Raw genomic sequence first — 16002 nt, forward strand, 5'->3', positions numbered from 1 at the left:
ACTTGGCACAATTGCATATGCGAATATCATCCTTAATTTAATTACTTAAGATATAAGCATATTTGGTGGTATAGCTTTGAAGATTTTTAAACTACATGTAGTAGATGGTTTTTATAGAAAGTAATTATGCAATTTGCTCACTTAACTGAACAGTTAAATATCAATTCTTCTTTTACAATTTCTATAGCAATATCTCTTGCTTATATTTTTAATCTTACATTTTCCATTATAAATATATCCTACTCTGTAGACTCTCTACCTCTTCCGCTGTCATCTTATGTAACTCCAGCTTTTTATCCCAGCTATTTGATATATCATTGGTATGCAGGACGTTATCAGGGCAATTTGCAATACATCTAAAACAAGCAATACAACTATCATTAGCTATACCCGTTTTAGCATCCATAGCATTCACTGGACATAGCTTTTCACAAATACCACACATACAGCAGTCCGTGGAATCCCTTGTTGGGAGCTGTGAAATCAAGCCAAATCTATATTTTTCCGCTTGATCAAATTGACTTTCATCATACATTGGCTTTTTGAATTCTCCAACCTCCTTTGAATCGTTGCCGGAAAATCTTGTAACCGTCCTGGCCACATAGTCCTGTGCAACTTCAAAATCCGATTCATTGGGACGATCCACAACAGCCTTCCACCCACTACGATTAAAGGTATGGGCTCCTAAAAATTCTGCCGTTGATACAAGCTTGAAATTTTGTTTTTCCAACAATTTCTTTATGAAATAATGGGCTGGATCCTTTCCAAAACCTCCATAGGTAAAGAAAACTGAAGATTTTTTCCCTTTACCATCAAGAGTCGCCAACCACTCCCTACATACCCGTGGAGCCCTCATAGAATAAATAGGAAATCCAAAGATAACGGCATCATATTCATCAACAGAAAGTTTTTCTACCCTACTAGAATAGGAAGTAATATCCCTTATAGTGACTAAAATGCCACAATCCTCTAATTTATTCTTAATCACATCTGCTAGCTTTTTTGTATTCCCCGTAGCAGAAAAAAACGCCATTAAAATGTTCATATTTTTTGCATTTTCATTGGAATTAATCATTTTTACTTCCATCCCCTATTCTCATATCCACAAAATTTTCTAATTCCTTAAAAATTTTTACTAAAAAATCTATTTCATTCTGGGAAGCCCCTTCAATTTTTTTGTGTAAATTCTTGTAAAATTTGCTCCCTATTTTTTTCTGATTTTCGTAGGCTATGAAACCCAATTCATTTAACTTTACGCAAACCTCCTTTCTGTTACCTTCTTTTTTATACTTATGAATTAGGTTTTTATTTTCTAAGCGATTTATAATCTGAGAAGTTGCTCCCCTTGTAACCCCCATTTTTTTTGATAAATTCATACAATTTATACCGGGATTTAATCCTATTGCAGCTATTGTATGAATCTCCGAGGGATATAACAAAAAACCTACGCCATAGTCCTTCGGAATCTTTTGATTTAATATATGCTTATTAATAATTCTTGTATATGTTTCCATAAAACCCATCTTATTTTCCATATGAATATTGTATAGCTATTAAACAAAATTGTCAATATTGTTTAATAGCTATACAATATCCTGGATAATAAACAATAATTGACGAAAAAATAGTTTTGTACTATAATGATAACTAAGTTAGCTAACAAGTATATTGAGGTGTTAAAAATGGGAACAAACTATAAGCAAACGCATATAGACATTTTAAATAGTGCTAAGGAAAACTTTCTAAAGAATGGTTTTGAACGCTCTAATCTTAGAAAAATCTGTAAAGATGCACATATAACAACGGGGGCTTTTTACCGTCATTTTTCAGATAAAGAAGCCGTCTTTATAGCACTGGTAGAGCCTGTTATTAATAAGCTTAAGGACATGTATAGTATAAGTGAAAAGGAATACTATGAAATTCTCGACGCGAAGGACGTCGAAAAAATTTGGCAGATGAACGAAGATTCCCTTGTTCCATTTATTGAATTTATTTATGATCATTACACAGAAATGAAGCTGCTTTTAATGTGTTCAGACGGCACAAAATATGGAGGCTTTCTTCACAAACTTTCATCTGTGGAAACTAAAAAAACTCGCAAATATATAGAAGCCATTAAAGCAAAGGGATATCAGATAGCCGATATAGATGATAAGGAAATTCACATGCTAATTCAAGCATATTTTTCCTCTATCTTTGAAATTGTTATGCATGACTATCCAAAGGAAGATGCGTTAGCCTATTCCAAGACTTTAATTAAATTTTTTAATCCAGGATGGAGAGTTGTTTTAGGACTTTAAAAGACAATTGAGCAAATTGCATAACTATCTTCTACAAAAACTATCTATTACATATATTTTAAGAATTCCCAAAACTATATCATATATATTATGCAATTGTACTAAGAAAGAGTTATGTGATTTCCCCATTTATTAATAGGCTATTTTTTTTTTGACCAATTGATAACTAAGATAGCTATCTTAGTTATCATAATGAAAGAAGGATTAAGAATGAATACAAAAAAGAAAAAAAACAATTCACTGGCTGAACTGTTAAAGTTCGCTGGAAATAGCAAAAAAAACATTAAAACATCTATTCTTCTAGCTGTTATTGGTGTACTTCTAGGAATGTTTTCCTATTTGGGTGTTGCCATGATGAGTGCTGGTTTTTTTGATCATAGCATAACAAGACAAGGTGTTTTGAAATGGTCTTTAATTGCTATGGGCGGTTTTATAGGGAAAGTTCTTTTTACAACATTGTCAACTATGAAATCCCATGAAGCGGCTTTTACAATACTAAAAAATATACGTTCAAAACTTTCCGAAAAGATGACCCGAGTTCCACTAGGTGTTATAGTAGATTCTTCTACTGGAGAATTGAAAGCACTTATTATTGATACCGTTGAAAAGCTAGAAAAGCCCCTGGCACATATCCTTCCTGAAATGACTTCCAACCTTTTAGGCCCTCTTGCTATTATAATTGTTCTTTTTGTTCTGAATTGGAAAATGGCTTTAGCGGGGATTGCTACCATACCATTGGGCTTTATTATTATGATGGGGCAAATGATTGACTATAGGGAAAATTCTAATATATATCTAAAAGCCAGAAGTAATATGGATGAGGCACTCATAGAATATGTTAATGGTATAGAAGTAATAAAAACCTTCAATCAATCAGCAAATTCCTATAGGAAGTTTTCAGAAGCTGTTTTGTATTTTAGAGACTCTACCCTTAGATGGTGGAGACGCTGTTGGGGATTTTCAGCAGCAGGATATGCATTGATACCCTCAACTCTTTTAGTTGCATTGCCTGTGGGCAGTATACTTTATATGAATGGCAGCATTGATTTTGTTAAGTTTATTACTTGTATCATTCTATCCCTTGGAATAGCTGGGCCTCTTTTAGCGGCATTTCAGTTTATCGAAGACTTTGCGGTTGTCTATCAAAGTATCGAACAAGTTAATAAGTTCCTAAATATTCCAGAGCTTAAAAGACCTACTGAAAAGGTATCTCTTAATAGGGAGTCCTTTCGCTTAGACCATGTTTCCTTTGGATATGAAGACAAGGAAGTTCTCCATGATGTAAGCTTGAGTACTATATCCCAGGGGGTTACTGCCATAGTTGGTCCTTCTGGTGGTGGCAAGTCCACCATTATGAAATTAATGGCAGGGTTTTGGGATGTAGATAAGGGAGCTGTATTGTATGGCAATGAAAATATACAAAATATCCCACATAATCAACTCATGGAAGAAATCAGCTACGTATCACAAGACAATTTTCTATTTGATTTTAGTATTAAAGATAATATTCGTATTGGCAATCCAAAGGCTACAGATGAAGAGGTTATTCGCGCAGCTGAATTAGCTTCTTGTCATGACTTCATCATGAAGCTAAGTTGTGGCTATGATACAAAGGTAGGTGATGCCGGAAATAAGCTTTCCGGTGGAGAGAAGCAAAGAATTACACTGGCGAGAGCCATACTAAAGGATTCTAATGTAATCTTGCTGGATGAAGCAACCGCCTTTACAGACCCTGAGAACGAGAATCTGATACAAGAAGCCCTTAATAGCCTGATTAAGGACAAAACACTAATTGTCATTGCCCATAGGCTTTCCACTATTCAGCATGCAGATCAAATCGTAGTTGTAGACAATGGAAGAATTATTGATAAGGGAACACAAAGGGAGCTATTAGACCGCTGTCCCCTTTACAGAAACATGTGGAATAGACATTTAACTGTATCCGCCATATAGAAGGGAAGTGACAAAATGTTTCTTACAATAAAGAGAATTATCAATATATGTGGTTCCTATAAACAAAATCTAGTTTCTGGTATCATATACAGTGTATTTTACTCAATTTTTCAAAGTATATCCTTGTTTGCTATCTTATATACTTTGATTCATATTGAAGGTCTTACCTTAACTATTATCCATAATGGTTTTTTCATACTATTGATAGGGTTTATTGGACAATTCATTTTCAAGTGGCTAATTACCATAAAAATGAGTGGAAATGGCTATTATGTATATGCTGAAAAAAGACTAGAAATTGGTGAAAAATTAAAAAAGGCTCCAATGGGCTATTTTAATGATCAAACTTTAGGAAATATTAATACAGCCTTAACATCTTCCATGTCATTCCTGGAAAATTTCAGCATGGTAGCAGTAGAAAATATGGTTATTGGAATCTTACAGGCTTTTCTAACAACAATTATTTTATTTTACTTCAGATGGGAAATAGGTCTGATTACACTAATAGGGCTTCTTATTTCTCAGCTAATTTTACATATTGTCAAAAAGAAAACTGCTAGTCATGCTATACAATTGCATAATACAAAGGAATCCATGGTTTCAAGAGTAATTGAGTATATAAGAGGAATCCCTATTATTAGGATTTTTGGAGCCAATATAGGGCTTGTAAATGAACTAGATAAGTCATTAGAAAATGATAGGGATGCTAGTATTTCTATAGAAAAAAAAGTGATGCCATGGGTAAATATTTATAAAGGTGTATTTGATATCGCTAGCGGTATGGTCATAATGATGACTGGTTATCTTTTTCTGGAAGGGAGACTAACATTCCCCATTGCAGTGTTGTTTCTGATTTCTGCATTTGTCATCTATCAGCAAATGAAGACCATGGGAAACTGTGCATTTCTACTTCCTATGATTGAAGAAGGATTAAACCGTTTGGAAACTGTAACGAATATTTCAGAAATCAGTGGAGGAGATAAAAAATTTCCCCTTGAGGATTATACTATTGAAATGTCCCATGTTTCCTTTGGATATGAAAAGGATAGAAAGATAATACATGATCTAAGTCTTAAGATTCCAAAGGGGTCTAAAACAGCTATTATTGGCCCCTCAGGTTGTGGTAAAACTACTCTGTGTAGACTTCTGATGCGTTTCTGGGATGTGGACAGTGGAAGTATTAAATTTGGTGGTGAGGAGGTGAAAAATATTTCCTCAGATTCATTAATGAATCATATTAGTACTGTTTTTCAGAAGGTTTACTTGTTTAACGACACCATAGAAAATAATATTAAATTTGGAAAGCCAGAGGCTACATATGATGAGGTTGTAGAAGCCGCTAAAAAAGCTTGTTGCTATGATTTTATTATGGACTTGCCAAAGGGTTTTGATACTGTTGTTGGAGAAAGTGGCTCAACGCTTTCTGGAGGTGAAAAGCAAAGAATTTCCATCGCTAGAGCAATGTTAAAGGATGCATATATAGTGATTTTAGACGAAATAACATCCAGCATTGATCCAGAAAATGAGCATAAATTATTAAAGGCAATTGATGAATTGACAAGAAATAAGACCGTCATCAGTATTGCCCATAGACTATCAACAGTTAAGGAAGCCGATCAGATTGTGGTTATGGATGATGGTAGGATTACACAGCTTGGCACCCATGACGGGTTAATTCAAAAAGAAGGGATCTATAAGCGATTTATTGATATTAGGCAGCAATCTGCTGGATGGCAGATTTGACTAAATTATCATAGGTATTTCTAATTCTAGCATATGCAGTATTAGCATGTGAGCAAATTGCATAATTACTTTCTATAAAAACCATCTATATAGGGTTTTATAGTATGACTTGACTTATACATGGACAAATATGCGATGTTCCTGGGCATTTTGGACTTGTATAAGTTAAAGTCTATACTAAAATCCCTATACCACATGTAGTTTTAAAATTCCAATAGCTATACCATCAAATATGCTTATATCTTAAGTATTTAAATCAAGGATGATATTCGCATATCAGGTTCTGCCAATTAAGAGTTATGCAATTTCCTCATGTACCTTATGATAATAAAATATAGCATAAAAAGGAGAGTATTATTATGGAAAAATCAAAAAAAATCAATGCAAAGGACCTTATTAATGTAGGTATTTACACCGCTTTATACCTTGTTGTATTCTTTGTTGTAGGGATGCTGACTGCAATTCCCATTCTTTATCCAGCTTTATTTGTAATATGGCCAATTGTTACAGGTATCCCCTTTATGTTGTTTCTAACTAAAGTAGAAAAACCTGGCATGATATCTATAATGTCACTGATTTTAGCTGTATTTTGGTTCATGATGGGTTATACCTGGATAGGATTTACCTTTTTTCTTGTATTTGGACTACTCTCAGAAATATTCTTTAAAGCAGCTCAGTACAAAAACTTCAAACTAATTACTATTGGATACTGGATATTCAGTTGTGGAGGTCTCGGAGCCCCAGCTAATATATGGCTTGCAGGGGATGATTATATGACCTCTATACGTGAACATATGGGAGATCAGTTTACTGATCAATTAATACATTATATGCCTTGGTGGATGGGCATCGTGGCATTTGGATTGCTTTTCATAGGTTCTGTCATTGGTGCTTTACTTGGTAGAAAAATGTTGAAAAAACATTTTCAAAGAGCAGGAATTGTATAATGGAACAATACGTTGCTTATTATCCACACCCAAAGAAGGGATTCCAGCTTGATCCACGGACAAAAATATTGTTTATGGCATTTGTAACTACATTGATGTTCTATGCGTATGATAACATCGCCCTTGTTACGGCACTTGGTGCCATACCCTTCATATTGCTACTTTTGAATTCTCAAAGAAAAACAGCCCTCATCTATGGGGGGTTGTTTATTCTTGCTATTATTGCAGTACAACTGAAGGACATGGTTTCCCTACCACAAGTTCTAAATTCCATCTTGGTGCTACTTATTGCCCTGGTTATGAGGTTGTTTCCTACATTCATGCTAGGATATTATATTATTGAGTCCACAAAGGCAAATGAGTTTATCACCGCGATGAAACGATGGCATGTATCTGAAAATTTAATTATACCTGTAACGGTTGTATTCCGTTTCATCCCAACCATCCAGGAGGAATACCGTTTTATAACGGATGCTATGCGTATGAGGGAAATCCAATTAGGTACAAAGAAATTTTATCAAAATCCAGGTGTATTCCTAGAATATCGTTTAATTCCCCTAATGATATCCATTGTTAAAATCGGCGAAGAACTTTCTGCCGCGGCTTTAACAAGAGGGCTAGGGAGTTCTGTAAAAAGAACAAATATTGCTATTATTGGTTTCGGTATTTATGATGGACTAATTTTTGCTATATCTATTTTACTGTTGATATGGACATTCTTGTAATTGGAGGTTGTATATGTGATTGAATTTAAGAATGTTTCGTTTACTTATCACAGTGACGAAATAAAAAGTGGTATAAAAAATGTGAATTTAAAAATTCCTACTGGCCAGGTTGTTCTATTTTGTGGAAAATCTGGATGTGGGAAGACTACCCTTACAAGATTAATTAATGGGCTGATTCCAGAATATTATGAGGGGTCATTGCATGGAGAAGTTTTAATAGATAATATAATTGCATCAAAATCCCCATTATATGAGGTATCTAAAAAAGTAGGTTCAGTTTTTCAAAATCCACGATCTCAATTTTTCAATGTAGATTCAACAAGTGAGATTGCCTTTGGTTGTGAAAATATGGGGCTTCCTGTGGATACAATATATGACCGTATCGGAAAGGTAGTAAGTGAGCTTAAAATTAATGAATTAATGGATAGAAACCTATTTGAGCTATCCGGTGGAGAAAAACAAAAAATAGCATGTGCTTCGGTTTCAGCTATGGAGCCTGAAGTTTTTGTATTGGATGAGCCATCGTCAAATCTAGATATGGCAGCTATTAGGGATTTGAAACAAGCAATTGAAGATTGGAAAAAAAAGGGCAAAACAATTATTATTGCAGAACACAGGCTTTACTATTTAATGGAATTAGCAGATCGTGTCATATATATGAAAAATGGTGAAATTATTAGGGATATGACGATAGATAAATTTAAACAAATTGATGATAATAATATCAATAATATGGGTTTACGTTCTCTACACCCCACAATTTCCACTACTAGTATGTCACCCTTATCGGATCAAGAAATTCAACTTACTAATTTCTATTTTTCTTATGAAAAAAAAGAAGCTGTGAATATCCCTAGTCTGGCATTTCCCAAAGGCTCCATTATTGGAGTTTTAGGAAATAACGGAGCTGGAAAAACTACCTTTGCAAGATGTTTGTGTGGGCTGACTAAAAAGTCAAAGGGTACAATGATCTATAATGGTAAGAAATATGAAGCCAAGGAAAGAATACGAATTTGTTATATGGTTATGCAGGATGTAAATCATCAGCTTTTTACTGAAAGTGTATTAGATGAGATTATACTTAGTATGGAAGGAAAGGATGAAACAGCTAATACTGATGCAGCCATAGAAATCCTAAAAAGTCTAGAACTGCTAGAATTAAAGGATTTACACCCAATGTCTTTATCCGGTGGTCAAAAGCAACGAGTTGCTATAGGCAGTGCTATAGCCTCCAGTAAAGAAATCCTATTATTTGATGAACCAACAAGTGGATTAGATTATACACATATGGTTGAGGTTGCTAATTTGATTAAGGAATTATCGGACATGGATAAGACAATTTTGATTGTTTCCCATGATCCCGAGTTGATAAATAGGGTATGTAATTATTTTATTTTCATTAAAGATGGCACCGTGCAGTGGTCTGGGAAACCCATAGACAATAAAAATAGATTATTACACCATTTTTAAATTTAGAAGACAATGAAGTTTGCTCACTTAAGTTTAGCTATAGATAAACAATATTAAGAGTTGCTAATCAAGGATAAAGTATATTAATTTTACTATTTCAATTAATTTTTTGATAGCATGATAGGGGCCCACGGCTTAATACTATGGATTTTCAGTGTAAGCCTTGGGCCCATGTGCTTAAGAGCAATTTTTATAATATATGCCTTACATATTAACCTTAGATGAGATAATCGTATCATCAATAATGATCTTTTCTTCTTCTCCTAAAAATCCTGTTATAACTAAATCTATAGCTTGATCCTCAGTTAGTCCTCTACTTCTTAAATAGTTTAAAACCTCATCAGAGATCTTTCCTACGGAAGCTTCATGGGTAAGTGAGGCATTTTTATTCTGGTTTATAAGCTCAGGAATAGCAACAATACTTGAATCATCGCATAATAAAAGCCCCATACAGTCTAAATGACCTGTTGCCGCTTCATTAGCAAACATCCTACTTTGAGCATTTAAATGGGTGTTGTTCTTTGCAATCATCTTGACCCTTGATATCCCATTTGCCCTTTTCCCATTTAAATAGGTATCATCATACATATCTATCTTCCCCTGCTGTGCTAATATGGTTGATGCATAATTTAGGGAAGCATTTTCATCTAAATAATTACGATTTTCAAGTCTGAGGGTCATAGGCGTACGTTGGCACTTTTGTGTAAGGCATGCCTGAGCATCTTTTTTTAAAATAAGCTCCATACTGGAATTTACCGTATCATTCTCTCCCCAACTATGAAAATGATTTACATAGGCTCTAGCATTTTCCTTTACGATCATCTTTGTATGCCCTATATGTTTCCCATATAAATTTTGTTTTTTAGCAGCACAGGTATTATGCATCTCCACACTTACATTGTCTTCTACTACTACCAAATTAATTGCATTTTGAGTAACATATTGTGAGCATATTAAAATATTGGTAATGAGTGGATCAATCAAGGATTTTTTAACCCAAATAAAATATCCCTCTTGGGGTTTTTGTGAAAAATATTGCCTACTCCAATCAAGGGTTTCATAGGCCTGTGGACTAGTCATAATAACTACATCCTTTTCCTGTATTATTTGGGTTTCATTATCTATTTGAGTATAGTTCGCATTTTTTGCATTTTTCATAACCATCCTCCTCTATTGTTTGCCATACCCTCTGCCAATTTTTAGATGAGCAGATAATTTCTCCTCCTAACATAACATGGGCGAAGTCCGGCTTGAAAAATTTCAGTGCCCTACCCCTATGGGTAATTAAAAGAATAGCTTTATCAGCTAAATCTTGTTTTATCATAGAACACAATCTCTCAAGATTTTCTATATCTAATCCAGCATCCAATTCGTCCAAAATTATAAAATCTGGATTTAAGCTAATGACCTGAATGACTTCAGATAACTTTCTTTCTCCACCAGAAAACCCTACATTTACCTCTCTTCCCATGAGATCTTCAATTCCTTTTAACTCCACCTTTTTTTTAGATATCTTATCCAAAAGCTTAGATAGTTTTATATTTATAGCAGGGGGGTTCTGATAAACAGCTGCAATTCCCAATCTTGCTCTTTCTTCTATCTCCATGTTCGTTATATCTTTTCCATTAAATGTAATATTCCCCTCTAAAACACGATATTGTGGAAATCCCATTAATGTATAAAGTAGTGTAGATTTACCTGAAGCATTGGCCCCCAATAAAACATGGGTTTGTCCTTTATCTATCTCTAAGTTAACTTTTTTTAAAACATTCTTTCCATCTACTTCCGTGGATAAATTATGGATTTTCAAAAAGCTCATTTCATATATCTCTCCTTTCGATTATATTTCCTATGTATTTTTCTTTTATGATTGATTTCTATCTATTTCCTAATATCGACAACAATAATCATTATCACTTATCTTCACCTATAATTATATCACAAATATGGTATTATTATTATGCTATGGTATAAATTGTTTGATATTATAGGAATTAAATGAATATATACTCTAGGAATTTTATAGAGATTCCAGTTAAACAGTTAATTTATACACATCAAAACTCCCTAGAAACATGGGATATTTTGAGATGCATAAATTAAGTTTAACTTTGGGAAATCTATATAATTACTCCTTATTTATGGAAAATGGAAAGAATATAATTGAAAATAGCTTATGGAGATTATTTAATCTACAAGGAATATCCTTAATTACACTCCTGTATTACCTATAGATTATATTATGTAATACTATTGCTAACACACCTATTATGCCAGGTATAGCAAGCATTCTAAGGAGTTCAATAAACTCCATTTCTTGTAGATTTTTTCTACTATTACCCATCATTTCATTCTCCTTTTCGATAATCGAGCAAATTGCATAATTACTTTTTACAGAAACCATCTACTACACCTAGTTTTAAAATCCTTAAAGTTATACCATCAAATATGCTTATATCTTAAGTAATTAAATTAAAGATGATATTCCCATATTAGGCTTAGCCAAGCAAGAGTTATGCAATTTCCTCAATTATATAATTTCCCTTCAGCTGCTCCACATTTATCTCTCTTTCCATCAACCCTTACATTACTTTTATATTCACTATTCATTGTATTATTAACATTATTTAGATAATGATATATTTGTAGGAGGAGATTTGTGATAAATGGCAGGGATCTACAGCTTTACCCTGCCCGCATCTTCCATCCCCTAGCTTTTTGCTGTTCCTTCCAAAGTCTAGAATATAGCCCCTTAGAGCTAACCAATTCTTTATGGGTACCTTTTTCAATTATAGCTCCTTTATCAAGAACTAGGATCTGATTAGCATTCTCAATTGACTTAAATCTATGGGCAATAACTATTACGGTTTTATCCTTTACTAGATTTTCAATAGCTTCTTGAATTTCCGCTTCATTCTCTGGATCAAGAGAAGCCGTGGCTTCATCAAGCATTACAACGGGAGCATTCTTTAAAATAGCCCTGGCAATTGAAATTCGTTGTTTTTCCCCTCCAGACAAAGAGCTTCCCCCTTCACTTACAAGGGTATCGTATTTATCTGGAAGATTCCTTATAAACTCGTCACAACATGCTAATTTTGATGCTCTTTTAACTTCTTCATCGGTAGCATTCATATTTCCAACACGTATATTATTTGCTATGGTATCGTTGAAAAGATAAACATCCTGAAACACCATAGAAAGTTTACTTAACAATTTATCCGGTTCAAGTTCAGTAAGGGGAACTCCCCCTAGAAGTACTTCTCCTGACTGTACATCCCAAAACCGTGCTATTAGGCTTGTCATTGTTGTTTTACCTGATCCTGACAAGCCAACAAGTGCTGTCATTGACCGCTCTGGCAAATTACAATTTACTTCCCTTAAGACATTATTTTCATTATAACCAAATGTGACATTATTGAAACTTATATGATTTCCCTCTGGAATTTCTCTAAATTCATTATAAGGAGGTTCCTTTGTCTCAAGTATCTCCCCAATTCGATTAATTGATATTGACATATATCTTAATTCAACAAGCATCGTTCCCAAGGTTTTAATTGGTTCATAGAAATAATAACCTATAACAGCAAAGGAAAATAATTTTTCAATGGTAAGAGTCCCCATGGAACACATATGAACCGCCTTAAGCAGCATCATAAGATATCCCGTATCCAGACAAAACAGGAAAATCTGTATAGGAATCCCCGTCCAAACTTCAGTACGAAAGCTCATTTTTTTGAGATTTAGCATGGCTTCGTTCATGGTTTCAAATCTATCTCCAATCATATCATAGGACTTAAGCAGTTTAATGGTTTTAAAGTATTCAAGGACCCTAGAGGAAGTATCCGTAATCGATTTTATATGTCTTTGTCCAAGAACAACTACTATCTTACGTGCTATAAAAAGAAATATACTGGCGAAAACCACTGAAGCTATCATTATTCCCACTAGAACCATATTAACATTGGCTAGAAAAATAATAAGAATAATCGGGGCAATTATACCCGCAGCTATGTCCGGTAGAAGACGAGATATAATCAGTTCCATTTTCTGGACATCACTGAGCAGCCTAGATGTCACATCTCCAGGATCCTTTTCCTTAAAGAAGCTTAGAGAAATCTTTCTAAGTTTATCTCCCATCTTTATCCTAAGCATTGAAGAGATTGTATAGGCCTTAACATAATTATTGGTCTGACTCCACATTGAAAGCAAAATATATATAATAAACACCCCAACATACCACAATCTATACTGTTTTAAAAGGGTAAAATTAATCTGATTATTAGTCAATACTGGAATTGTAAGCTCTATGATAATCCTATACAGAAATATATTGAAGACACCTAAAGGAATATTTGAAATAAGGTTTGAGGTTATCACAGCAATGAGGCTTCCTAAATTTTCCCTGAAAAAATTCCATTCTTTCTTACTTTTCATGCTAAACCCTCCTTTTTAGTCATATTCCAATTTTTCGATCTTATATGAGCATTCCACATTTTATTGTATAGCCCATTTAATTCTAAAAGTTCTTGATGTGTACCACTTTCAGCTACATCACCTTTGTTGATAACAAAGATATTATCTGCTTTAACAACTGTAGAAAGCCTATGTGCAATTACAATCACAGTCTTGTTATACATAAGCTTTGAAATCGCCTCTTGCATCATTGTCTCATTTTCTGCATCGGCGTAGGCAGTCGCTTCGTCGAGAAGAATAATAGGAGTATTTTTAAGCACAACTCTAGCTAAAGCAATCCTCTGCTTTTCTCCTCCACTCAGATGAACCTCTCCTCCATCACCAATTAACGTATCATAGCCATTTGGTAACTTCATTATGAATTTATGACACGCAGCTGCCTTTGCGGCCCTTTCAATTTCCTGTTGAGAAGCGTTAATATTTCCCATGCATATATTTGCCCTAACAGTATCAGTAAGCATCTGTACATCTTGAAAAACCGTTCCCACAATTTCAGTGTTTCCCTTTGTTCCCATATCTTTTACTGAGACCCCACCGATACAAATGTCTCCCTCAGTAACCTCCCACATTCTAGCTATAATATTAATAAGGGTGGTTTTTCCTGCACCAGAAGGCCCAACAAGTGCCGTAAAAGATCCTTCCGGTAAAGTCATATTTATATCCTTCAAAATAGCAGGCCCATTTTCACTATAGCGAAAGCCCACGTTTTTGAGTTCTATATCATATTTCTGAGGGAGCTTAGGCATTACAGGTTCAAAAAGAGGCTGTACAGAAAATACATCATTGATACGCTTTATTCCAGCAATTATAAGCTCCATCCGTGATGTGATCATGATTGCATTAATTAATCCCTTACAGCATCCAGTACCAAGAAGCAAGAAAAGAATTATAGTAGCAACATCAACCTTTCCGGCCTGCAATAAATAAATCCCAAGGGGGAGAATAAAAATTCCTCCACCAAGTACAACGGTTGTAAGTACAGCTCTATAGGGAGAAACTCCCTTAGACCACACGGTTACAATTTCACAGTAACTAAGTATGGATTCCTTAAGCTTCTTAAAAGAATCCACTGTAAGATTAAAAACCTTAACAACGGGCATACCTTGAACAAACTGAATCATATTTGAATGCATATTCTCTATGGATTTGTGATATTTCATAGTTAATTCTTTACGATTTTGCCCCGTAAGAATACCATTCCACATCATGTAAACAATGAGAATACTTAAGGGTAATGGAATGGCAGCAGCCAAGGCCAGGCGCCAATCAACAGTGAAAAGATAAATCAGAGTTGCAAAGGGTAATACAAGTCCCGCAGCAATATCGGGAAAATTATGTGAAACAAAATTCTCTATCGACTCCACATCCTCCTGAACAATCTTAAGCATTTGCCCAGAATTTTTCTTGCCCCAAAATCCCATTGGAAGTGTTCCAATATGCTTAGTAAGACGTACACGAATATTGTAAAGCAAATCGAATGCCGCTATATGACTAAACACAAAGGATGAGATAATCAACCCATATCGTAAAACAAGTGCTAAAAAAGCAATCCCTAGCCATCTTAAAACTGGTTCCGTCGATGCTTTGATACCAAACTGTAAATAGTAATCAACTATTTTAAAAATCAAAGCAAATGGTACTATAAGCAATATGGACCCTAAAGAAGCAAGTATAACGCATATAGTAATAGGAAGTCTTTTCTCCTTAATTAAATTTAAAAGAAGTTTCATTGGTAAATCCTCCTCAGAATTGACATTAGTCAAATTTCAGTATAAATATAATAAATTTATTTAACAGTTAATTGGAGCATATAGTTATATCCAAGATCCACTAAATCAGTCTTTTTAAAACCATATTGCAATGTCAAAGCTTCTAGTTCTTGGGGTGACAAACGCATATGTATTGGCGGCCCAAAATGACGCTCTTCTTTTTTGCACTCAATGATCGCTAAACGTCCATTGGGTTTTAAGACTCGATGAATTTCACTAAATACATTGTTTTTGGTTTTACCAATATCAATTGCATGTAACACCGTAGCTATAAAACAAATATCAACACTGTTATCCTCAATTGGTAATTTATCAGTAATATCAGCAACCATTGGCTTGATGTTCTTCAACCCATTAGAATCAACTTCATTTGCTAAATTGTTGATCAATTCTTTCCATACATCTAAAGCATATACTACTCCCGAATCCCCTAGTCTTTTAGCAGCCTCAATTGTATAATCTCCTGCTCCACAGCCCATATCAAGAAAAATCTCTCCAGCTTTAAGCTTAAGCTCACTGAAAACAAGGCTGGGGTGCTGCATTGAGAAGCTACTTGGTCCCCGTCTATTTCTATTTCCTCTAAAACCATGCTCACCTTTGCATATATTTCCGTTATGCATAA

General features: G+C 34.4%; 13 protein-coding genes. 6 read left to right on the forward strand and 7 right to left on the reverse strand.

What is annotated here, in order from left to right; translation table 11 throughout:
* Positions 1–226 precede the first annotated feature (226 nt).
* Both N4A68_00005 and N4A68_00010 read right to left on the reverse strand, forming a co-directional pair.
* A complete protein-coding gene (locus N4A68_00005; GenBank protein ID MCT4562701.1) occupies positions 227–1087 on the reverse strand; it encodes an EFR1 family ferrodoxin in 861 nt (286 codons plus the stop codon).
* Complete coding sequence (locus N4A68_00010) at positions 1068–1514, reverse strand: MarR family transcriptional regulator (protein ID MCT4562702.1); 447 nt, start codon at positions 1512–1514, stop codon at positions 1068–1070. The genes N4A68_00005 and N4A68_00010 overlap by 20 nt, the downstream gene beginning before the upstream one ends.
* A 168-nt stretch (positions 1515–1682) precedes the next feature.
* On the opposite strand from N4A68_00010, the gene N4A68_00015 reads away from it, so the two are divergent.
* The 6 genes from N4A68_00015 to N4A68_00040 all read left to right on the forward strand — a co-directional run bounded on the left by N4A68_00015 (position 1683) and on the right by N4A68_00040 (position 9138).
* Positions 1683–2300: a TetR/AcrR family transcriptional regulator gene (locus tag N4A68_00015; GenBank protein MCT4562703.1), complete on the forward strand. Its 618-nt coding sequence runs from the start codon at positions 1683–1685 to the stop codon at positions 2298–2300.
* 210 nt (positions 2301–2510) lie between these two features.
* Entirely contained in the window at positions 2511–4253 is a 1743-nt protein-coding gene (locus tag N4A68_00020; GenBank protein MCT4562704.1) for an ABC transporter ATP-binding protein/permease, read from the forward strand.
* Between the two features lie 15 nt (positions 4254–4268).
* Positions 4269–5996: an ABC transporter ATP-binding protein/permease gene (locus N4A68_00025; GenBank protein ID MCT4562705.1), complete on the forward strand. Its 1728-nt coding sequence runs from the start codon at positions 4269–4271 to the stop codon at positions 5994–5996.
* A gap of 359 nt (positions 5997–6355) precedes the next feature.
* The gene (locus N4A68_00030; GenBank protein ID MCT4562706.1) at positions 6356–6943 is read left to right on the forward strand and encodes an MptD family putative ECF transporter S component; all 588 of its coding nucleotides are present in this window, start codon (positions 6356–6358) and stop codon (positions 6941–6943) included.
* Positions 6943–7668 carry an energy-coupling factor transporter transmembrane protein EcfT gene (locus N4A68_00035; protein ID MCT4562707.1) on the forward strand — a complete coding sequence of 242 codons (726 nt, stop codon included), beginning with the start codon at positions 6943–6945 and terminating at the stop codon, positions 7666–7668. Before N4A68_00030 ends, N4A68_00035 begins: the two co-directional genes overlap by 1 nt.
* 15 nt (positions 7669–7683) lie before the next feature.
* A complete protein-coding gene (locus N4A68_00040) occupies positions 7684–9138 on the forward strand; it encodes an ABC transporter ATP-binding protein (GenBank protein MCT4562708.1) in 1455 nt (484 codons plus the stop codon).
* Positions 9139–9342: 204 nt separating this feature from the next.
* Here N4A68_00040 and N4A68_00045 read toward each other — a convergent pair whose 3' ends face one another.
* The 5 genes from N4A68_00045 to N4A68_00065 all read right to left on the reverse strand — a co-directional run bounded on the left by N4A68_00045 (position 9343) and on the right by N4A68_00065 (position 16000).
* On the reverse strand, positions 9343–10296 hold the full coding sequence (locus N4A68_00045; GenBank protein ID MCT4562709.1) for a SufD family Fe-S cluster assembly protein: 954 nt from the start codon (positions 10294–10296) through the stop codon (positions 9343–9345).
* On the reverse strand, positions 10256–10957 hold the full coding sequence (locus N4A68_00050; GenBank protein ID MCT4562710.1) for an ATP-binding cassette domain-containing protein: 702 nt from the start codon (positions 10955–10957) through the stop codon (positions 10256–10258). The genes N4A68_00045 and N4A68_00050 overlap by 41 nt, the downstream gene beginning before the upstream one ends.
* Positions 10958–11823: 866 nt before the next feature.
* A complete protein-coding gene (locus tag N4A68_00055; GenBank protein ID MCT4562711.1) occupies positions 11824–13572 on the reverse strand; it encodes an ABC transporter ATP-binding protein/permease in 1749 nt (582 codons plus the stop codon).
* Entirely contained in the window at positions 13569–15341 is a 1773-nt protein-coding gene (locus N4A68_00060; GenBank protein MCT4562712.1) for an ABC transporter ATP-binding protein/permease, read from the reverse strand. The genes N4A68_00055 and N4A68_00060 overlap by 4 nt, the downstream gene beginning before the upstream one ends.
* Positions 15342–15397: 56 nt before the next feature.
* Positions 15398–16000, reverse strand: a complete 603-nt coding sequence (locus tag N4A68_00065; GenBank protein ID MCT4562713.1) for a class I SAM-dependent methyltransferase — start codon at positions 15998–16000, stop codon at positions 15398–15400.
* Between the last annotated feature and the right edge of the window lie 2 nt (positions 16001–16002).

Origin of the sequence: Maledivibacter sp. (genome assembly GCA_025210375.1) — a bacterium.
In the GTDB taxonomy this organism is placed as follows: Bacteria; Bacillota; Clostridia; order Peptostreptococcales; family Caminicellaceae; genus JAOASB01.